Source organism: Paractinoplanes ferrugineus, from assembly GCF_016862195.1.
GTDB classification, from domain to species: domain Bacteria; phylum Actinomycetota; class Actinomycetes; order Mycobacteriales; family Micromonosporaceae; genus Actinoplanes; species Actinoplanes ferrugineus.
Genome location: NZ_BOMM01000050.1, coordinates 187,948 through 208,745 on the forward strand (window position 1 = coordinate 187,948; position 20,798 = coordinate 208,745).

The window sequence follows — 20,798 nt, forward strand, 5'->3', positions numbered from 1 at the left end:
TCTCATGGATCCGGTACTCGAGGTGCGTAACCTGCGGGTCGAATACCGTAGCGACGGCCGTACGGTCGTCGGCGCGGACCGGGTGTCGTTCGCGATCGGCCCGGGGGAGATCTTCGGGCTGGCCGGCGAGTCGGGGTGCGGCAAGTCGACCATTGCCAACGCGGTGATGCGGCTGCTCAAGCCCCCGGCGCAGATCACCGCGGGCGACATCCGTTTCCAGGGCCGCGATGTACTCGCCCTGGCCGGCGGCGAGCTGCGGGCGTTCCGCTGGCGGCAGATCGCCATGGTCTTCCAGTCGGCGATGAACTCGCTCAACCCCGTCCTGACCATCGGCGAGCAGATCGGCGACATCTTCACCACGCACGAGAAGCTGTCGCGGCGGGCCGCGCGGGACCGGGCGGGCGAGCTGCTGGAGTTGGTGGGCATCGATCCTGAACGGCTGAAGGCGTACCCGCATCAGCTCTCCGGCGGTATGCGCCAGCGCGTGGTCATCGCCATGGCCGTCGCCCTGCACCCCCGGCTGCTCATCATGGACGAGCCGACCACCGCGCTCGACGTGGTCGTGCAGCAGGAGATCATGGCGCAGATCCGCGACCTGCAGCGGGAGCTGGGCTTCTCCATCCTGTTCATCACCCACGACATGTCCCTGATGGTCGAGCTGTCCCAGCGCATAGGCGTGATGTACGGCGGACGGATCGTCGAGCTCGCCGCGGCCGACGACCTGTTCGCCAAGCCGCTGCATCCGTACAGCGAGGCGCTGATGAACGCCTTCCCGCCGTTGACCGGCCCGCGCCGCGAACTCACCGGCCTGTTCGACGCCCCCCGCACCACCGACAGTTGCGGCTTCCACATCCGTTGTCCCCCGGATCGATCGGATTGCTCCATGAACATCCCCGACCTGCGCGAGGTCGCGCCCGGCCGCTGGGTGGCCCGCAGCACCGAAGGAGACCTCCGATGACCGCACCGCTGCTGTCCGTACGTGGCCTGACCAAGGACTTCCAGGTCGGCACCGTCTTCTCCCGGCGCCGTGTCCGGGCCGTCAACGACGTGTCCTTCGACCTGCCGGCCGGGCTGATCACCGCCCTGGTCGGCGAGTCCGGCAGCGGCAAATCGACCATCGCCCGCTGCCTCGCCCGCCTCGAAGCGCCCACCGCCGGGCAGGTGCTGCTCAACGGCAAGGACGTCCTGCGCACCGAGCGGCGCGGGGCGTCACGGGCCTACCGCCGCACCGTCCAGATGGTGTTCCAAGACCCCTTCGGCTCGCTCAACCCCGTCCACCGCATCGAGCATTTCCTCACCCGGGCGCTGGTCCTGCACGGCCGCTCAGCCGCGCCTGAGGCGCTCCGCGAGCTGTTGACGTCGGTCGGCCTGACCGAGGACATGCTGCACTCCTATCCGCACGAACTCTCCGGCGGCCAGCGTCAGCGCGTGGCGATCGCCCGCGCCCTCGCCGTGGAGCCCAAACTGATCCTCGCCGACGAGCCGACCTCGATGCTGGACGTCTCCGTGCGCGTCGGCGTCCTCAACCTGATGCGGCGCCTGCGCACCGACCGGGACATCGCCATGCTCTACATCACCCATGATCTGGGCTCCGCGCGCTACCTCGCGGATACCACGATGGTCATGTTCGCCGGTGAGATCGTCGAGGGCGGCGACGCGCTGGCCGTCATGGACGCCCCCGCACACCCCTACACCCGCCTGCTGCTGTCCGCCGTCCCCGACCCCCGCCGTTCCAGTGGCTACGACCCGATCGAACGAGCCCGGCTACGCGACGCGATCCTCAACCCCACGGCGTGCCCGTACGGCAGCGACGGCACGTGCAGCCGCACCGAGCCCGTCCGCCACATCGTCGGCGAGGACCAGGGACACCCCCACTGGGTGCGCTGCCACCTGCGCGCACCGGCCACCGGCATCGCCAATCGGTTGCTCAAGGCCACCGACGACCTCAAGAAGGCTGAGACCACCGCAGCATGACCCACGACCTCACCCTCACTCCCGGCACCTCCGTTGCCGAGGGCCTGGCCGAGCGCGCCCACCGCGACCCGCACCGCCCCCGCTTCCACTTCACCGCGCCCGGCGGCTGGCTCAACGACCCCAACGGGCTGACCCACTGGCGGGGCGTCTATCACCTCTTCTACCAGTACAACCCCTTCGCCCCCGCCCACGGAAACATCCACTGGGGGCACGCCACGAGCACCGACCTCGTCCGCTGGACCGACGAACCGATCGCCCTCGCCCCCGGCCTCGACGGCCCCGACCGCGACGGCTGCTGGTCAGGTGTCCTCGTCGACGACGGTGGGGTACCCACGATCGTCTACTCGGGCCGGCACGCCGGCCACGAGCTGCCCTGCGTCGCCAGAGGATCGGCAGACCTGCGGTCCTGGACCAAGGACGAGGCCAACCCGGTCATCGCCGCTGCGCCCGAGGGCGTCGACGTCACCGCCTTCCGAGACCACTGCGTGTGGCGGGAGGGCGCGGTGTGGCGCCAGCTCATCGGCTCGGGCATCCGCGGTGTCGGCGGAACCGCGTTCCTGTACGAATCCGATGACCTGCGCACCTGGCGGTACGTCGGCCCGCTGCTGACCGGCACCGCCGCACAGAACCCGGGCGAACCCGACTGGACCGGCACGACCTGGGAATGCGTCGACCTCTTCCGCCTCGGCGACAGCGAGAGCGGGAATGCGGACGCCACCGACGTCCTCGTCTTCTCCGCCTGGGACGAGGGCACCACCCACCATTCTCTCTACTGGACCGGCCGCTATCAGGGTGATGCCTTCACCCCCACCGCCGTGCACCGCCTCGACTACGGCGGACGCTACTTCTACGCCCCCCAGTCCACCCGCGACGAGCACGGCCGCCGCATCATGTTCGGCTGGCTGCAGGAGGGCCGGACCGACGACGCGAACGCGCGGGCCGGCTGGTGCGGGGTGATGTCCCTGCCGCGGATCGTCACGCTCGGCTCGGACGGCGGACTGCACCAGGCCCCGGCCCCGGAGCTGACCCGGCTGCGGCGCGACCACGTCGCCGTGCCGGCGCGCCGGCTGAACGCGTCGTACACCCGGCTGTACGACGTACGCGGAGACCAGCTGGACCTCGAGATCAGCCTGCGCCTGGCCCCCGCAGCGACCGCCCGCCTCGTCCTGCGCGAGACACCCGACGGCGCGGAGCGCACCGTCGTCGAAGTGAACCGGACGCACGACGGAGCAGGCGGCACCCTGCGCCTGCACCGCGAGACCAGCAGCCTCGACCCGACGGTCGACACCGAACCCCGGTACGGCGCACTGCCGATGGGTCCCGACGGCCGGGTCGAGCTCCGCGTCCTCGTCGACCACTCCGCACTGGAGATCTTCGCCAACGGGCATCCCCTCTCCGCCCGCGTCTATCCCACCCGCCCCGACCAGGCCGTCGGCGTCGGCGTCGGCGCCGACGGCGACGTCGCCCTGGACCGTTTCGACGCCTGGCAGATGGCGTCGGCGTTCACCGCAGGACCCCGGCCGCTGTGGCCGTAACCGTCTGACACCCCGGCTCCGGCCCGTCGGCCACAGCCCACTTCCCTCAGGAGCGCCCATGAGCGTGTCCCGTCGTACCCTCCTGCTCGCCGGAAGCACCGCCGCCACCCTGCTGCCCTTCGGCGGCCTGCGGTCCCCCGCACAGGCCGCCCGGCCAACTCCCACCCCGATACCCGACCCGCTCCCCCTCACCGGAGCCTGGACCCGCACCGTCGACGGCGGCCAGAAGGCGACCGCCGGCCGGCGGGGGCAGGCTCTCGCCCTGTCCGAGCAGCAACTCGCGGCCAACGGCACCTACGGAGCCCGCATCACTGCTCGATCCGCTTCCGATGTGGGTGCCTTGGTCTTCCGCGCCGCCCCGGACGGGTCGGCCGGATACGTTGCCGCGCTCGAGTTCGGCCGTGCCCGTCTCCGGCTCCACGACCTGGCGAGCGGCGACACCATCGCTGCCGCACCACTACCGCGAACGCGAACCGGAAGACCCTACGACCTCGAAGTGGCCGTGGACGGACCGGAGCTGACCGTGTACCTCGACGGCGAACAGTTGCTGCGCACCGAGGACCACAGCCGCGACAGCGGATCTGTAGGCCTGCTCGCCCAAGGCGACACGGTCACCTTCGGCCCACCGCGCCTCGCCGCGATCACCACCAACCTCACCGGTTGGGCCACCAGCGGCGGCACCTGGACGGCCACACCGCTCGGCTGGCGCGCCGACCCGTTCCCGGCGGACAGCGCCCGCGCCGTGAGCACCACTCGGGCGTACGACACCACGCTGCAGGCCGATCTGCTCCTGCACGACGATGCCGCGGTCGCCGCGCTACTCCTGCGCACCGATGCCCGGGCCACGCGCGGTTACGGCGTCGAGGTCGACGCGAGCCAGGGCAGGCTGCGGCTGTACCGGATCGACGGGAACCGCACCCTCGGCACGTACCCGACCGCCATCAAGGCCGACACGGTCTACCGTCTGCGCGTCGAAGCCACCCAAGGCGAACTGCGCGTGCACTGGCAGACCAACTTCCTGACCCCCGACGGCTACAGTCCCGTCATCACGGCCCAGGACCCTGCTCACCAAACAGGCCGATTCGCGGTCATGGCATCAGCCGGCCCGGTGTCGTTCGAGAACATCACCATCACCGACCTCGTCACCGGTGTCCAGGGCTGGACGACCCGCACCGGCAACTGGACCCCTGACGTGCGAGGCATCCGCGGCGAGAACGGCCTTCGCACGGCCCCCTTCGCCGGCAGCGACCTCGTGGCGAGAGCCGACCTCACACCCGCCGGCGCCTCGTCCTGCGCCGGTCTCATCGTGCGCGCCGCCGCCAACGGCGCCGGCGGCTACGAAGCCCGCCTGGACGCCGGCCGCAACGCCGTCATCCTGTTGGACGGCTCCACCGGCGCCCACCTCGCCTCCGCCACCGGTCCCGTCCGGCCCATCGCGCCCGGCGGCTCCTACCGCGTCGAAGCCCGGGTGACCGGCACGAGCATGCAGGTGTACGTCGACGGCGTCCTGACGCTTACCGCCCGCGTGTCGCGAACCGCCGGAGCCGCCGTCGCCGTGGTGGCCGGAGGGGGGACGTCGTACTTCCAGAACGTCGAAGTCCACGGCACCGCCGACTACTTCACCGAGCCCTACCGCCCCGCGTACCACTACTCCCAGCTCACCGGCTCCACCAGCGACCCCTGCGGCCTGGTCCGCTACGACGGCGAATACCACCTGTTCCACCAGGACCAGGGACGCTGGGCACACGCGGTCAGCACCGACCTCGTGCACTGGCAAGCATTGCCGATCGCCCTGCCCTGGAACGCCTACGGCCACTGCTGGACAGGCTGTGCGGTCGTCGACGCCGACGACGCCTCCGGTCTGTTCGACGGCGGCTCCGGACTGATCGCGTACTACACGAGCTACCACCCCGACAAGCCGGGCGGAAACGCCAGCGTGCGGATCGCGTACAGCAAGGACAACGGCCGCTCGTGGCAGTTGTCCAGCAGCCCGGCGCCGGTCGTGCCGAACCCCGGCGGTCCCGACGCCGGCTGGACCTTCCGCGACCCCAAGGTGATCCGCGACGAAACCCACCACCAGTGGCTGATGGTGGTCTCCGGCGGCGACCACGTCCGCTTCTTCACCTCCACCGACCTGCTCACCTGGACCCAGACCAGTTCCTTCGGCTACGGCGACTGGGCCACCGCGGGCGTCTGGGAATGTCCCGACTTCTTCGCACTGCCGGTCAACGGCCACAACGACACGGTGAAGTGGGTCCTCACCCTCAGTACCGGCGCCGTGCGCGCCACCGACGGCTCGGCCGCCCAGTACTTCACCGGCGACTGGAACGGCACCAGCTTCGCCCCCGACCAGAGCGCCGGCACCACCCTGCGCGTCGACTCCGGCCGCGACTACTACGCCGCCATGTCCTTCGACGGCCTGCCCGACCGCCGCCGTGTCTGGCTCGGCTGGATGAGCAACTGGGACTACCCGTTCAGCGCCCCCACCGGCGCCTGGAAAGGCCAGCTGAGCATCCCCCGCGAACTGACACTCACCGACACCGCCGCCGGCGTACGCCTGGCGCAGCGCCCCGTCGCCGAACTCGCCGCCCTGCGCGCTTCGACGACGACCCGTAAGAACCTCACCGTCCGCCCCACCTCCGCGAACCCGCTCGCAGGCCTCACCGGCACCGCCTACGAGATCGAGGCCGAGATCACCCTCGGCACCGCCACCGAGGTCGGCTTCCGAATCCGGGCCGACGACACCCAGCACACCACGATCGGATACGACGCCACGGCGAACCAGCTGTTCGTGGACCGATCGGCGGCGGGCCGCAGCGACTTCACCGAGTACTTCGCCGGCCGCACGACCGCACCGATGACCGCTGAAGGCGGCCGGGTGACCCTGCGCCTGTACGTCGACTCGTCATCGGTCGAGGCCTTCGCAGCGGACGGCCGGGCCGCCGTGACAAGCCTGATCTTCCCCGACCCGCACGCCGCCGGGATGGCCTTCTACACCAAGGGCGGCAGCGCCCACATCGAGTCGCTCAAGGTGCACCGGCTCGCCAGCACCACCCGACTGGCTCACCGGGTGAAGGCACCGCCGGCCGCCCCGGCCGGCGGCCGGTTCCGCTCGAACCTCGGCGAGCTGATGATCGTCCCCGCCGGACACTGGTCCACCGACAGCGCGGGCCGTTGCGGGACCTTCGACAAGGACTCCAACGCCATCGCGGCCCGCACGGCAGGCGACATGGACCTCACCACCCTGGTACGCCTGGGCGGCCCCGACCCGGAAACCGGCGGTGCCCTCTCACTCCTCTGGCGCGCCACGGCCGACGGCTCCGCCGCCTACTGCCTCAACATCGACCCGGACCTGCGCGTCATCCGTCTCGTTGTCAAGGCAGACGGCTCCTTCGACGACGCCAAGGCCCTCGCCCGCGTCCCGACCCTGGTCCGCCGCGGCACGACGTACCCGGTCCGGATCCTCACCCGGGGCGACCGCATCCAGGTATGGGTCGACGGCGCCCGGATCATCGACGTGACCGACACGACGTACACCAACGGCCACGTCGGCCTCAACGTCTTCGGCGGCCGGGCCGCTTACCAGGACACGTACCTCACAACCCGGTAGGCACGGCCGGCACCGCCTTACGGCCCGCGGTGCACCGAGCTCGTCTCTTCGGCAAGGACCTGGCTCACCAGCCAACCCGTCTGGTGATCTCGTTGACAACGTCCACGACTGAACGGCCGTCGGTGCCGATTCGCACATCGCCGATGGAGGCGTGTTCCAGCGCGGCTGCTTGTACGGCCGCAGCCTCATGCGCCTGCACCAACACAGCAGCGGGTTGGCCGCGTAGCTCGTCACCGGCGATGGGCGGGCCACCGCCCAGCCCTCGGCACCGGATCCGCTCGGCCAACTGGTCTCGGCCGGCATGCAGCCGGTAAAGCATCACGGTAGCGGCAGACAGCGCCTCGGTGTAAAGACGAATCTGACCCGAATGTTCGACCGGGCCGACCACTACGAGCCGCCGCGCTCCCTGCTGGTGGAAGGCGGCCCAAGCCGCGGCGAGGTTCGCGGCCTTGAGTCGATGGCTACCGGTGTCCCGCGCATCGGCTGCGTTGAGGAACCCGATCTGCTGCAGGTCAACGAAGCCGGTGGGGTGTCCGGCCCGCCGCGACCGTTCGGCCACCTCCCACCCGATCGTCGACTTGCCGACCGCCGTCGCGCCGCACAGCCAGAGGACTTCGCCGGGCGTCCGCGGTGGATGTGGCCAGCCTCGAGGCTGCCGCGCCGGAGGGGATGGCCACCGGTCACGAACGGCTTCGAGCACCTCCGCGGCGGTACGACCGGTGGTGTCCAGGACCGAATAGGTAAGCCCGCTGTGGTCGAGAACCTCCGCCTCACGCAGCGCGAGGTCCACCTGTTCACCGGGGCGGGCGCGGACTTCCAGACGCCGTCGCAGTTCCGGTTGGTCGCAACGCATTCGCAACACCGTCAGCTCGGCCTGCCTCAGATGCTCGGTGTGGATGCCTCGCCGAGAGTCGATGTATCCCGAAACGATGAGGCAGTTGGCGCCCGCCGCCGCGAAATTCGCGACCGCGTCGCCCAGGATGCGCGCCTCGAGCACGGTCCGGCCCGGGTCGGACGGGATCTCTGGGAAGCACATACCCAACTGGTCGATGTCGACGTGACCCGATCCGGGCAGCCCTGTGAACAGCTCCCAGGCAACGGTCGACTTACCGACACCCGAAGGGCCGCATAACCACAGCACCGGGAGAAGATCACGCACGGTCGAAGCATCACGCACGCCGCGTCCGCCCACAACGCATTTCTCACATGGGTGGGAACGGCCCAGACGAGCTGCGATGACAGTGCCGAGCGCAGACGATTGCCCTGAAGATCAACTTACTCTCGTGCCGCAGATCGCGCGTGGCCTTCGGTGGCGAAACACCGCACCCGGTGACGGAGGTCGAGTCGGCCGGCGCAGGCGCGTGCCGAGGTCAGGGCGTCCGGCCCGGCGACCCGAGATCGAGGCGGGTGTCCTGTTGCCCGCTCAGGGCGATGACGCGGTGTCGACCTTGTCGGTCGAGATTTCCACCAGCGGCTCGACTGCCTCGATCCGGTCGCCGACCTTCACGGTCCAACCTGGTGGACATCCAGCACGTCACCTCGCTGGTGCCGGGCCCGCCAGGACGCCATACACCTCGGGCCATCCGCGTTGTCATCCGTTGGCGCGCAGCCGTGCGGTAGCTCGAGAAGGGCAAGCCCAGGCGCGTGCTCATCCGGTTAGCCCCGCAATATGATCGATCGTCGCGAACAGGGTCAGTGCCCGTCGCCGTATCGCAGCGGTCAGTAGTTCCACGGTCGTCGCCACGTCGTGCCGCCCTGCGGCGGTGATCAACGCGTCGGACATCGGACCCCTCCTTCACCGCCGCGTTCATGGCGTGGCTCCGCTCGCGAGTTGTGAAACCAGCGGCTCGTGAGTTTTGCTTCCATTGATCAGTTCACCCGATGATCAATCTCCGCGAGTTTTGACCGTACTTTCGTCGGCTGCTTGAGGTTGGCTGCGGTCGACTGCGTGTTCCATGCGGCTGCGCGTGAGGGCGAGCATGTCGATCAGCCAGCCGGGGCCTCCGGTGATGTCGCGGGCGCGCATGAGAGTGTCGAGCTCGTGGCGGACGGCTGGGCTGGTGCTGGCGAAGAACTCCTCGCAGATTCCGAGGATCGTTGGCAGCAGATCTTCCTGGGGTTCGCCTGAATCCATGAATACGTCGCCGGCGACATTGAGCGGTGCAGGCGGGCTCAGACCCGTGCGTGGGCGGACTGATCGGTGCGTGCGCGCGTCTGGGCGAGTCGGTAGGAGTCGGTTCCGGCCTCTATCATGTTGCCGCCGAAGGTGAGCCGGTCGACGATCGCGGCGCAGAGCCGCGGGTCGGGTGAAGGTCTTGGTCCAGCCGGAGAGGGCTTCGTTGGAAGCGATGGCGACGGAGGCCTTCTCTTCCCGCTCGGGGAGAACCTGGAAGAGCAGTTCAGCGCCGCGCCGATCAAGTTCCATGTAGCCGAGTTGGTCGGCGATTGTTTTAGCGAGCATCTTCTCGTCGGCGGCTTCGACAAGCTCGTTGACGAGTTTGGTGGCCAGGACGTAGCGGACGCGGTGGCCGGCCATCGCTGCTTCGGACATCGAATCCAGCCGATCGAGCGTCCACCTCTCGCGGTGTCGAAACTGAGGGACAAACGCCATGTCAGAGCACGTCCGACTCAAGATCCCGGGCGAACGAGAGAGCGCTCAAGAACCGGATGGGTCCGTGCCGCCGACGGCTGTCTGGGCGGCCCGCTCGATCGTCGCCCAGTGTGTCGCGCGGGCCGCCGTGTCGATCGGCTCCTCGTACTCAGCCATCACCCCGGTCCGTCCGTCGAGCTGCTCACGCAGGATGTCGGCGTGGCCGGCATGCCGGGTGGTGTCCTGCAAGACGTGGACCATCATGTTGAACAGCTTCACCTCGGGGCTCGGCCACCACGGCACGTGGCCCAAGGCGTCGATGGGGAGCTCTTCGATCGTCGCGTCTGCATGGTCCCAAGCGCGTCGGTAGAAACCGATAACCTGCTCGCGCGTCTCATCCGGTGCTACCCACAGATCGCTGCCGTCCGCGTCCTGCCAGCGCGGTAGCGGCTCCGGGAACGGGCGGGCGAAGATCTCACCGAGGTACCTGGCCTCCCAGGTCGCCATGTGTTTGACCAGCCCGAGAAGGTTGGTCCCGGTCACCGTCAGGGGACGTCGGATGTCGTACTCGGACAGGCCGTCGAGCTTCCACACCAGTGCCTCACGAGTCACCTTGAGCTGGCGGTGCAGGTAGTCCTTCGCGAAGTCATCGATCACGGGACACGAGCTTGCCACGCGGCACCACGATGATCCGCCCCGAACCTCACCAATCTGTGGTGTCGAACTTGTGAACATGAAATCCAGCGCGGATCTCGCGGTGCCGAAACTGGTGTTCATCCGGTGTCCGGACCCGGTTCTGTCCCGTGAAGAGTGATCGATCTTCGATCAACGGGCATAGATTTCCGGGATAGCGTGCGACCAGGGCGGGTCCGTGCGCCCTGGACCGCCTTGCGCAGCGCCGCCCGGTCAGCGGAGGGCGGCGGCGATCGCTTCCGCCGGGGTCGTCGGCGGCCGTCCGATCAGGCGCCGCAGGTCGCCGGAGTCGGTGAACATTTCGCCGTGGCTCATAGCGCGGTCGGCGTCCGCGAGGACCTGCGCCAGTTCGGCGGGCACGCCCGCGTCGACCAGCACCTGAGCGAACTCGTCGGCCGGCAGATCGGTGTAGCCGATCCGCTTGCCGGTCGCGGCCGAGATTGCCGCGGCCAGCTGCGTCAGGGTGACTGCCTCATCGCCGCCCAGCTCGTACGCCTTGCCGTCGTGACCTTCGGTGGTCAGCACGACCGCGGCGGCGTCGGCGTAGTCAGCTCGGGTCGCAGCGCTGATCCTGCCCTGGCCGACAGCCCCGAAGAGCGCTCCGCCCAGCAGTATCTGAGGGAGCTGGTCGGTGTAGTTCTCCAGGTACCAGCCGTTGCGCAGCATCACGCTGGGGAGGCGCTCGCGCAAGTACTCCTCCGTGGCCCGGTGGGTGGGAGAGAGACTTGTGGTGGACGTGTCCGCGTGCAGCATGCTGGTGAACGCGACCAGCGACGCGCCCGCCACCACCGCGGCGTCGATGGCGCGGCGGTGGTTGGCGACGCGCTCGCTCGGGGTCGTGGTGGAGATCAGCAAAAGCTTGTCCACGCCCTCGAAGGCTGCGGGGAGGCTGCCGGACTCCGCGAAGTCGGCCCGACGGACCTCGACACCGCGGTCGGCGAAGTCCTTGATCCTGCTGATGTCCCGGCTGGTCGCGACGATCTCGGAGGCCGGCATCCCACGGGTGAGCAGCGCTTCGACGGTGAGCCGGCCCAGATTTCCGGAGGCTGCAGTGACAACGATCGACATGGCGGTTACACCTTTCGGCCGCAGGCCTTCCGCGACGTGAACCCACGATGAACTGGTCACTCTCCTTTGGTAAGGGCGAACTTTCGGGTAAGGTGCCCACCCGGGCGAAAGGATCCAGGTGAGGTTTGTGGCGACGGTCCGGGAAGTGAGCGAGCCCACATCATCGTGGGACCCGTACACGCGGGGCTGCCCGTCGCGTGACGTGCTCGACCAGATCGGCAGCAAATGGGCTGTCCTGGTGATGGGCGAGCTCGGCAGGCACGGGGCACGTCGGTTCACGCAGCTGCGGCAGCAGCTCGGGGGGATCAGCGAGAAGATGCTCACCCAGACGCTGCGCACGCTCGAACGCGACGGGCTGATCCTGCGGACGGTGTATCCGGAGGCGCCGATCCGGGTGGAGTACGAGCTGACGCCGCTCGGCCAGACCCTGCGCGGTCCCCTGAAGGCGCTCACCGAGTGGTCGACGCAGCACATCGAGGAAGTTGTCGACGCCCGCAAGAAGTACGACGAACGCCCCGGAAAGTAGCGGGCGCGGGACGGACCGGCTCTCCTTGCCGGAGGACTCTACGATCGGGCTGAGATCCGGATGCGCCGGGAAGTCCGTGCGCATGGTGATGACTGCCGTACGGAGGAAGCCGTAGCTGTGCTGCTGTTGGCTTTCGCGCCGGTGTTGTTGCTCGCGGTGCATCACCTCCACCGGGCCCGGCCGGGCCGGCGAACCACCACACGTGACATAAGAAAGCCGAATGACGTGGTCGTGCGCCGAGACTTCATCCGGGCGATGATGTGGGCCGCGGCCCTGCTGACGCTGGCCTCCTGCGAAAGCGGCCCCGGTTCAGCACATGATGGTCCCACCACGGCGCCGGCCGCCGCGACGTCATCACCGGTTTCGCCGGTGAGCCCGACCTCGTCGAGTCCGTCACCGTCGCTCACACTGCCTCAGCCGGTCACGCCTGGCCTCACCGCGAGCCGCCGAACCACCGGATCAGCCGCGGTCGCCTTGACCTTCGACGACGGCCCGGACCCGGCGATCACGCCCCGCCTGCTCGACATGTTGAAGGCCAACCACGTGACCGCGACGTTCTGCCTGGTCGGCAGCCGGGTGCATAGCTACCCGCGGCTGACAGCGCGTATCGCCGCCGAAGGGCACACGCTGTGCAACCACAGCTGGAGTCATGCTGAGCACCTGTACCAGCGCACCGACGCGCAGATCCTGCATGACCTGCAGCGGACGAACGCCGAGATCCGCAAGGCAGCGCCCGGAGCGCCGATCCACTACTTTCGGGCGCCCTACGGCAACTTCACACCCCGACTGACCGGCCTGGCCGCCCGCCTCGACCTGACCTCGCTGGGCTGGAGCGTCGACGACCAGTGCTACCTGATCGACCGCTACGGCACCGGCCCGGCGATGGTGCGGCACATGAGCGCACGCGTACGCCGCGACACCCGCCCCGGCTCGATCATCCTCAGCCACGACCTCGGTAAGCCGCAGACCCTGAACACGTATCGGCAGCTACTGCCCTGGCTGCGCACCCGCTACGGCCTCGCCGCCATGCCAGCCGGCGGACTGCACTGATCTTGACCTGGCCGCTTGACAACCATAGGAGCATCCGCCCGGACGCCCGACCGAGGCAGCCCTCTCCCCCACCGCGCCGGGTCGACTGCTCCGGCCGGCGAACGCTATGGGTTCGCAAGCACCGGGCGGTAAAGCGGCCTACGTTGTAACAGACGGCTGTAGTGAATGCGTACCAAAGAGGTATTCGACGTCGGTGTCCCGCCTCCCCGCCCGCACGGCCGTCCGGAACCGCGCACTCATTGTGCTCGGTGTGGTCACCGCGGCTCTCTACAGCAACTGGTGTTATCTCGGGCCGCTCGTCGGCCGGGATCTGCCGGTGGCCGGTTCCTACATCAGCGAACTCGGCGCGTTGACCAGACCTCATCACACTCTCGTCAATGCCTTCGGCGCCTGCTCGGGCATCTGCTGCCTGCTGCTCACCGTGCAACTGTGGCGCCTGCTGCCGCGGATGTCGCGCTGGCAGCAGGCCCTTGCCGCGCTCGCGATATTCGGTGTCACCACCACGCTGAGCGCTGTACAGCCGATGACCTGCGCCCCATCGATCGAGCCGGGTTGCACGGCGGGCGGCATCACCGGGCATGCCGGCTGGCAGGATCTGGCGGAAAGCGCCTCCAGCGTGCTCGCCGACATAGCCCTCCCACTGAGCATTTTGTTCAGCGCACGAGCCTTCGGCGCCCTACCGGATCAGGCATTCGCCGCCCGCGGCAGCCGGGCGTGGTTCGCGCTGACAGCGGCACTGACGATCACCGTCGGTGGGCTGAGCCTCGCCGGCCAGGGCGGCGGACTACCCCAACGCGCACTCGATCTGACCCAGTCAACGTGGCTGGCTGCCCTCGCCCTCTGGTGCGCTCGGCTGCCCCCAGGCCGCGCCGGCCAGAAAGCACCGTCGATCACCGCAGGCAGCAACGGCTGAAGGCGTGCTCGGCGGGGCAGCGTCTGACATTGTGACGGCCGGCCTTCGCCGCGGATCCGCGGACGGTGATCGAGACTCGCGCGATCTCGAAGCCGTCAACTGGACTCGGGCAGTTGCGCGGCTGAGGCGTCCCGCAAGCTAGTGCCGACCCGGCCCGACCAAATGGGGGCCGACCGCAGTACACCGGGAACCGGCAATGGCGGCCTCAGGTAACCCAGGTCCAGAGGCTTCGTCGGCGACGCGGACGCCGGCCTCCGGTGTGGGCCTGTACCGGAGGTGATGGCTGGCAGTACGCTCGTCGACGGTGAGCCGGGAAGCCTGGTCGGCACGGTGACGACGTGTCGGCTGGTGGAGGCTTGCGATGAAGGTCCTTATTCTCACGCTGGGTACCCGCGGTGATGTGCAGCCGTTCGTGGCGTTGACGCAGGAGCTGCAGAGGCGCGGTCATGCGGCGGTGTTAGGGGCGCCGAAGCGGTTCGCGGAGCTGGTCGCGGGTCAGGGCGTGGTGTTCGCGGAAGTGGATGACGGCCCGTTGCGGGTGCTGGACGGTGGCTCCGCGGTCGGCGATGTGGCGTCTGGTGGGATGGGCGCGAAGCTGGCGCTGATGCGCCAGATGCCTGCGATGTTCACGCGGGTGCTCGACGACTGTTGGCGATTGGCTTCGACAGGGCCTGGTCGGGGCGCTGACGTGATCGTGCACAACGGGCAGGTGCTGGCCGGGCAGCATGTCGCAGAGAAGTTGGATGTCCCGGCGGTGCTGGCTCTGCCGATGCCGATGTATGTGCCGACCAGGCAGTTCCCGTGGCCGGGCCAGCAGTTCCCGTCGTGGCTGCCGGCGTCGATGAACCGGATGACCTATGCGGGTATGCGGGCGCCGGCAATGATGTTCGGCCGCACGGTGGACCGGTGGCGTGCCGGACTGGATCTGCCGCGGCGGCGTGGCCGGCATGATCCGCTACGCCGCTCGGACGGCGGAGTCGCACCGGTGCTGCATGCGGTGAGCTCTGCGGTGGTGCCTCGTCCCGCTGACTGGCCGTCGTCGGCGACCGTGACCGGCTATTGGTTCGCGGACCGCCCGGATGCCGGCAATGGTGCTGGCCTGGATGAGGCGGTGTGGACCGGCGGCTCCGAGCCACCGGTGTTCGTGGGGTTCGGGAGTATGGCCGGCACGGATCCGGTGGCCACGACGCGGGTGGTCGTCGAGGCATTGCGGGTGGCGGGTGTACGGGGTGTGCTTGCCACCGGCTGGGGCGGACTGCAGGAGGTCCCGTCGTTGCCAGATGTGTTCGTGTCCGGCGAGGTCGCCCACGAGACGGTGTTCCCTCGGGTGGCGGCGGTGGTTCATCACGGTGGGGCAGGCACCACTGCGGCAGCGGTCCGGGCGGGAGTACCGCAGGTGGTATGCCCGTTCGTTGGTGATCAGCCGTTCTGGGGTGCCCGGATGCAGCAGCTCGGTGTCGCGCCGGCCGCCGTCGCGCAGCGCGAGCTGACCGTGTCGGCGTTGGCGGCGGCGATCCGGCAGGCGGTCAGCGATCCGGTGATCTCCGATGCGGCCCGTCGGCTCGGGGAGCGGGTGCGGGCGGAGAACGGTGTCGCGACGGCGGTCGACCTGCTGGAGCAGCAGATCGACGGAGACCGATAAACCGGGGTGCAGGGTGAGGTGAATCGCTGCCCCCGGTGCTGCGGCGCGGTAGGTTCACTGGCAGGTGTGCCGGGAAGTCTGGTCGGCGATCTTTTGCCGTGCCCGTTTTCCGCAGGGAGTTTCGTGACAGCCACACCACCTCATCAGCCCCGTCACCTGTTCGGCCGCGGCAGCTGGCCGGAGGTCAGCCGCATCGGCGACATCCTGCGAACCGAGACCGTCGGGGGCGCGCTGCTGCTCGGCGCCGCGATCCTGGCCCTGGTCTGGGCGAACTCGCCGTGGTCAGCGCGATACCAGGACCTGATCGTGCTCACGGTCGGCCCGCACGCGCTACATCTCGATCTGACGCTGGCGCAGTGGGCGGCCGACGGGCTGCTGGCGATCTTCTTCTTCGTCGCCGGACTTGAGCTGAAACGCGAGTTCGTCGCCGGGGACCTGCGGGATCCGCGGCGTGCGGTGCTGCCGGTTGCTGCCGCGGTGGGTGGCATGGCCGTACCTGCGTTGATCTACATGGCAGTCAACACCGGCATCGCCGGTGGGTCGTTGCGCGGGTGGGCGGTGCCGACCGCCACCGACATCGCGTTCGCCCTCGCCGTGCTGGCGGTCATCTCCACACACCTGCCGGCCGCCCTGCGGACCTTCCTGCTCACCCTCGCGGTGGTCGACGACCTGCTCGCCATCCTGATCATCGCGGTGTTCTATACCAGCTCGTTGAGCCTGCTGCCGCTGGCCGCCGCCCTGGTGCCGCTAGGGCTGTTTGCGGTGCTGGTGCAGCGGCGGGTCCGCTCCTGGTGGCTGCTGCTGCCCCTGGCCGCGGCCGTCTGGACGCTGGTGCATGCCTCCGGGGTGCACGCCACTGTCGCCGGAGTGTTGCTCGGCTTCATGGTCCCGGTGATCCGTCGCAGCCCTGGCGAGGGTCCCGGCCTGGCCGAGCACTTCGAACACCGGTGGCGTCCGGTGTCGGCAGGGTTCGCGGTGCCGGTCTTCGCGTTCTTCGCGGCCGGGGTGTCGGTCGCTGGCGCCGGTGGGCTCGGCGAGACGCTGCGCGATCCGGTCACCATCGGCATCGTGCTGGGTCTGGTGGTCGGTAAATGCGTCGGCGTGCTCGGCTCGACCTGGCTCGTGCAACGGTTTACCCGTGCCGCCCTCGGCGATGGGGTGAGCTGGTGGGACGTGCTCGGTGTGGCGCTGCTGGCGGGGATCGGGTTCACCGTGTCGCTGCTGATCGGCGAACTCGCGTTCGGCGTCGGCAGCGCCAAGGACGAGCACGCCCGGATCGGCATCCTGGCCGGATCGCTGATCTCGGCCCTGCTGGCCACGGTGGTACTCCGGGCCCGCAACCGGCACTACCGGCAACTGTGCGCGGCCGAGGCGGTCGACGCCGACGCCGACGGCATCCCCGACGTCTGGGACGACGACCCCGTGCGGCCCTGACCGACGGCGGGTCTTCCCGACCGGTGCGGGACAGGCGTACGGTGAGCGACAGGTGTGCCGGGAAGTCTGGTCGGCGGTCATAGATCCACGCCCGACCCGGAAGGCTTCCCGCGATGACCGATCCCGCGCTGCGCGCTGTCGACCTCACGAAACGGTACGGTCGCCTGACCGCCCTCGACACCCTGAACCTGGACGTCGTCCAGGGTGAGGTGTTCGGGTTCCTCGGCCCCAACGGCGCCGGTAAATCCACTACCATCCGCCTGCTGCTCGGCCTGGCCCGCCCGACTGCCGGGCGGGCCGAGGTGTTCGGCGTCGACGCCGCCGATGTGGCCCGCGCCCACCGCCACCTCGCCTACGTACCGGCCGACGTGGCGCTGTGGCCGCAACTGACCGGCGCCGAAATCCTGCACCTGCAGGCCCGCACCGGTCCGGGCACCGACGTGGCCTACCGCGACGAGCTCGTCGAACGCTTCGCCCTCGATCCGTCGAAACCGGCACGCACCTACTCCACGGGCAACCGGCAGAAGATCGCCTTGATCGCCGCGTTCGCCACCCGCGCCCCGCTGCTGGTGCTCGACGAGCCGACCAGCGGCCTGGACCCGCTGATGGAACGCGAATTCCGCACCGCGGTCCGCCAGGCCCGCGACCGCGGGCAGACCATCTTCCTGAGTTCCCACCAACTCGCCGAGGTGGAAGCCGTCTGCGGCCGGGTCGCCATCCTGCGCGCCGGCCGGCTCGTCGACGTCTCCACGATCAGCGAACTGCGCGGCCTGCACCGGGCCGAAGTGACGATCAGCTACACCGGCACCGCACCTGATCTGAACGTGATCCCCGGGGTCGAGGCGATCGAGCCGGCCGGCGAACACCGCCTACGGTTCACCTTGGCCGGCGATCCAGGCCCCGTATTGCAGGCGCTTGCCGCCGCGGAGGTCACCGGCCTGAGCATGCGCGAACCCAGCCTGGAGGAAATCTTCCTGGACTACTACGGGACGGAGACGGCCCGATGAGCCTCGGCACCCTCGCCACCCCTGCGGGCTCCCGGGTGGCATCGCAGCCGTCGCCGGGCCGGGCCGTCACGTGGCTGGCCGTGCGCCAGATCCGGCGCGGTGCACTCATCGTCGTTGGACTGGCAGCAGGGATGACCGCGCTGGTCGTCGCTACCTACGCACAGGTGATGGCCGACCCAGCGGCGGCCGGAAGTCTGCAGGCTCTGGCCGGCAACCCGGCGATCCGGACGCTGTTCGGTGCCCCGATCGGTCTGGACACCGCCGGCGGCTTCACCGTGTGGCGGGTCGGCACTGTCATCGCGGTCCTGCTGGGCGCCTGGGCGATCCTGGCGACCACCCGGATCACCCGCGGTGAGGAGGACGCCGGCCGCTGGGACCTGCTGCTGTCCGGCCGTGTACCCGCCCCGGCCGTGCTGCTGCGGCATCTGATCGCCGTGATGGCGGTTGTGGCCGCCACCGCGGCCGCCATCACGGCCGTTCTGCTGTTGTCGGGCACCGCACCGGCCGGCGCGGTGCTGCACGGCACCGGGACCGGGCTGCTCGGGATGTTCTTTGCCGCGGTGGCCGCGCTGACAGCCCAAGTCTTTCCGGCCCGCTCGCCCGCGACCGGGACGGCGGTGGCGGTGCTGGGTGCCGGTCTGCTGGCCCGCATGATCGGTGACGGGGTCACCGCACTGGGCTGGCTGCACTGGCTGTCGCCGTTCGGGCTGCTGTCGCTCACCGGGCCCTACGTCCACAACCGTGTCTCCCCGCTGCTGGTGCTGGCCGCCGCGACCGCGCTCCTCACGGTGCTGGCCCTGGCTATCGCCCGCCGTCGCGACGTTCGCGACGGACTTCTGCCCGCAGCGGCCGGGCGGCGTCCACGAACCCTGCTGCTGGCGGGTGTGACGACGTTCGCGGTGGGCCGGGTGCTGCGGCCGCTGACCGGGTGGATGCTCGGGATCGGTGCCTACTACCTGCTGATCGGCCTGACCGCTGTGTCGGTCACCGACTTCCTGCGCGACAACCCGGCCATGGCCGGCAAGGCGTCACAGGCCGGCTTCCAAGGATTGGGCAGCATCGCCGGGTTCGCCGCGACGCTGTTCGCGATCCTCGCCATACCCGTCGGAGGCTTCGTCACCGTCCGGATGACCGCGTTCGTGGCGGCCGAGTCCGACCGGCGGCTCACCTTGCTGGCGAGTCAGCCGATCACCCGGCTCCGACTGATCGGCGCCGAGATCGCCGTCACCGCCGCTGCCGCGGCGGTCCTGGTCACCGGCGCGGGCCTGGCGACCTGGCTCGGCGTCACCGCCATCGGTGGTGAGCTGGCCGTGACCGATGCCCTGCGCGGTACGTGGAACGTGTTGCCGATGGTGCTGCTCAGCCTCGGCGCGGCGGCGTTCGCGATCGGCTGGGCGCCGCGCTGGACCGGGCTTCTCGGTGGGCTTCCTACCGTCGGCGGGTTCCTGCTGCTGGTCATCGCCGAGAGCATCGCAGCACCGGACTGGCTTCACGACATCTCACCGTTCGCTCACCTGGCGCCCGTACCACTCACTGAGGCCAGCCTGACGGATTCAGCCGTCATGCTGGCGCTCGCCGCGCTCCTGACCGGGCTCGGCATCGGCGCCTATCACCGCCGCGATCTGCTGTCCTAGCTGCAGCACGTTCGTCGGTGTACCGGGGCCGTAGACGCTGACGACGCCGCACCTACGGCGATACCCCGAGCGCCGCCAAAGCCCGACCGCCTCGTCGACCGGCGGACCCCTCGCCTGGAGGCGGTGCTGCCGCGTTCGCAGTACCGGTTGCCACAGCGAGAAAGAACACCAGCCCGAACCAGGCCGGCCGGGCCATTCCTGGCATTGCCGAGGTTGATCGAAAATTATGCGGCCCGCCTCGTCGAAAGAACTTCTAGCCAGTCGCCGCAGTTGGTCCTCGTTGAGCGCAACAATGTCCTGGAGGACTTGGAGAAGATCAGAGCCGTGATGGCCGGGCCAGTCTGCGGAGTCCAAGTTGTTGAACGCGTGCACGTCGAGGTGGTTCGAGATCGGTGCTTCTGCCATCTCTGCGGCCTCATACTGTGGGTATTCGCCCGCGGTCTCGCCGGTCAGTAGCCAGGCAAGCTGAAGAAGGTTGAGAGCTCCACCGTCGATGCCCGGTGTGTCGTTTGAAATCGTGTTCTGCAGCTGACGGTAGAGCGGGCCCGTCTCCTTGTCATCGTTGCGTACGGCCGTTGCGGTGGCTGTCAGGAGGCTACGCATTTCCGGCGACAGCTGCTTGTCGTAGATGCCACGACAGCGGGCCATCAACGCATACATCACTTTGCGGTAGGTTTCGTAAGGAAGGTTTTTGAGCTTTTCGATCACCGCGAGTTGCAGTTGCAAGAGTTGCATCAGTAAGGGAACCCCGACCTCCGGCGCCCCGTGCGCCTCGTCCTGAGCTGATTCGCGATCTACTTAATCCTTCTGCATCACCATTAGCCGAAGCTCGTGACATCAAACTCAGTTGAGCCCTTTTTGCCGTAAATTCCTTACGGATTTCAGTCTTTTCGCCGGTGATAGCTTCGCGTTCTTCGTAGCCCCAGTCACCGGCGTGTACGGAGACGTGCGGCTCGCCGATGAATTCCGTCAAATCCTTCCCGCAATCCTCTCTGCATACGGCGCTTGATCCTATTACACGGGTCAGATCGGATTCGGTCTGCCGCGGGCTCGTCAGCGGCGGCTTGCGCGGCTCGAACCTTGACGACTATCTCGACCGCGAAGCGGTTCGAGAGCTGTTGC

Annotated in this window: 18 protein-coding genes; 11 read left to right on the forward strand and 7 right to left on the reverse strand. The window is 69.0% G+C overall.

Annotation, left to right across the window (positions count from 1 at the left end; genetic code table 11):
- The first annotated feature begins 4 nt into the window (after window positions 1–4).
- Genes Afe05nite_RS28050 through Afe05nite_RS28065 form a run of 4 tightly spaced genes read left to right on the forward strand, consistent with a single transcriptional unit; the run spans window position 5 to window position 7,119 of the window.
- The gene (locus Afe05nite_RS28050) at window positions 5–958 is read left to right on the forward strand and encodes an ABC transporter ATP-binding protein (RefSeq protein WP_203820224.1); all 954 of its coding nucleotides are present in this window, start codon (window positions 5–7) and stop codon (window positions 956–958) included.
- Complete coding sequence (locus Afe05nite_RS28055; RefSeq protein ID WP_203820225.1) at window positions 955–1,974, forward strand: ATP-binding cassette domain-containing protein; 1,020 nt, start codon at window positions 955–957, stop codon at window positions 1,972–1,974. The genes Afe05nite_RS28050 and Afe05nite_RS28055 overlap by 4 nt, the downstream gene beginning before the upstream one ends.
- Entirely contained in the window at window positions 1,971–3,509 is a 1,539-nt protein-coding gene (locus Afe05nite_RS28060; RefSeq protein WP_203820226.1) for a glycoside hydrolase family 32 protein, read from the forward strand. Before Afe05nite_RS28055 ends, Afe05nite_RS28060 begins: the two co-directional genes overlap by 4 nt.
- A 58-nt stretch (window positions 3,510–3,567) precedes the next feature.
- Window positions 3,568–7,119 carry a glycoside hydrolase family 32 protein gene (locus Afe05nite_RS28065; RefSeq protein ID WP_203820227.1) on the forward strand — a complete coding sequence of 1,184 codons (3,552 nt, stop codon included), beginning with the start codon at window positions 3,568–3,570 and terminating at the stop codon, window positions 7,117–7,119.
- Between the two features lie 64 nt (window positions 7,120–7,183).
- On the opposite strand, the gene Afe05nite_RS28070 is transcribed toward Afe05nite_RS28065, so the two are convergent.
- The 6 genes from Afe05nite_RS28070 to Afe05nite_RS28095 form a co-directional block, all read right to left on the reverse strand.
- The gene (locus Afe05nite_RS28070) at window positions 7,184–8,278 is read right to left on the reverse strand and encodes an AAA family ATPase (protein ID WP_203820228.1); all 1,095 of its coding nucleotides are present in this window, start codon (window positions 8,276–8,278) and stop codon (window positions 7,184–7,186) included.
- 264 nt (window positions 8,279–8,542) lie between these two features.
- The gene (locus Afe05nite_RS44980) at window positions 8,543–8,626 is read right to left on the reverse strand and encodes a hypothetical protein (protein ID WP_203820280.1); all 84 of its coding nucleotides are present in this window, start codon (window positions 8,624–8,626) and stop codon (window positions 8,543–8,545) included.
- Window positions 8,627–8,767: 141 nt separating this feature from the next.
- Complete coding sequence (locus Afe05nite_RS44660) at window positions 8,768–8,902, reverse strand: DUF302 domain-containing protein (RefSeq protein ID WP_275407515.1); 135 nt, start codon at window positions 8,900–8,902, stop codon at window positions 8,768–8,770.
- A 102-nt stretch (window positions 8,903–9,004) separates the two neighbouring features.
- The gene (locus Afe05nite_RS44665; RefSeq protein ID WP_275407516.1) at window positions 9,005–9,670 is read right to left on the reverse strand and encodes an ATP-binding protein; all 666 of its coding nucleotides are present in this window, start codon (window positions 9,668–9,670) and stop codon (window positions 9,005–9,007) included.
- Window positions 9,671–9,775: 105 nt separating this feature from the next.
- Complete coding sequence (locus Afe05nite_RS28090) at window positions 9,776–10,366, reverse strand: DinB family protein (RefSeq protein ID WP_203820230.1); 591 nt, start codon at window positions 10,364–10,366, stop codon at window positions 9,776–9,778.
- A 249-nt stretch (window positions 10,367–10,615) separates the two neighbouring features.
- Window positions 10,616–11,470 (reverse strand): SDR family oxidoreductase, encoded by an 855-nt coding sequence (locus Afe05nite_RS28095; protein WP_203820231.1) that lies wholly within the window; start codon window positions 11,468–11,470, stop codon window positions 10,616–10,618.
- A gap of 145 nt (window positions 11,471–11,615) precedes the next feature.
- Between Afe05nite_RS28095 and Afe05nite_RS28100 the strand changes: the two genes are divergently transcribed.
- The 7 genes from Afe05nite_RS28100 (at window position 11,616) to Afe05nite_RS28130 (ending at window position 19,676) form a co-directional block, all read left to right on the forward strand.
- Complete coding sequence (locus Afe05nite_RS28100; RefSeq protein WP_438868996.1) at window positions 11,616–11,996, forward strand: winged helix-turn-helix transcriptional regulator; 381 nt, start codon at window positions 11,616–11,618, stop codon at window positions 11,994–11,996.
- Window positions 11,997–12,227: 231 nt separating this feature from the next.
- A complete protein-coding gene (locus Afe05nite_RS28105) occupies window positions 12,228–13,046 on the forward strand; it encodes a polysaccharide deacetylase family protein (RefSeq protein ID WP_239118239.1) in 819 nt (272 codons plus the stop codon).
- Between the two features lie 250 nt (window positions 13,047–13,296).
- Window positions 13,297–13,959 (forward strand): DUF998 domain-containing protein, encoded by a 663-nt coding sequence (locus tag Afe05nite_RS28110; protein ID WP_203820233.1) that lies wholly within the window; start codon window positions 13,297–13,299, stop codon window positions 13,957–13,959.
- A 361-nt stretch (window positions 13,960–14,320) separates the two neighbouring features.
- Window positions 14,321–15,601, forward strand: a complete 1,281-nt coding sequence (locus Afe05nite_RS28115; protein ID WP_203820234.1) for a glycosyltransferase — start codon at window positions 14,321–14,323, stop codon at window positions 15,599–15,601.
- A 123-nt stretch (window positions 15,602–15,724) separates the two neighbouring features.
- Window positions 15,725–17,035, forward strand: coding sequence for a Na+/H+ antiporter NhaA (gene nhaA, locus Afe05nite_RS28120; RefSeq protein WP_203820235.1), 1,311 nt, complete (start codon window positions 15,725–15,727; stop codon window positions 17,033–17,035).
- 113 nt (window positions 17,036–17,148) lie between these two features.
- Window positions 17,149–18,042, forward strand: a complete 894-nt coding sequence (locus Afe05nite_RS28125; RefSeq protein ID WP_203820236.1) for an ABC transporter ATP-binding protein — start codon at window positions 17,149–17,151, stop codon at window positions 18,040–18,042.
- Window positions 18,039–19,676 (forward strand): ABC transporter permease, encoded by a 1,638-nt coding sequence (locus tag Afe05nite_RS28130; protein ID WP_203820237.1) that lies wholly within the window; start codon window positions 18,039–18,041, stop codon window positions 19,674–19,676. Before Afe05nite_RS28125 ends, Afe05nite_RS28130 begins: the two co-directional genes overlap by 4 nt.
- On the opposite strand, the gene Afe05nite_RS28135 is transcribed toward Afe05nite_RS28130, so the two are convergent.
- Window positions 19,596–20,411, reverse strand: a complete 816-nt coding sequence (locus Afe05nite_RS28135; RefSeq protein WP_203820238.1) for a hypothetical protein — start codon at window positions 20,409–20,411, stop codon at window positions 19,596–19,598. The two genes, Afe05nite_RS28130 and Afe05nite_RS28135, sit on opposite strands and share 81 nt — an antisense overlap.
- Window positions 20,412–20,798 lie beyond the last annotated feature (387 nt).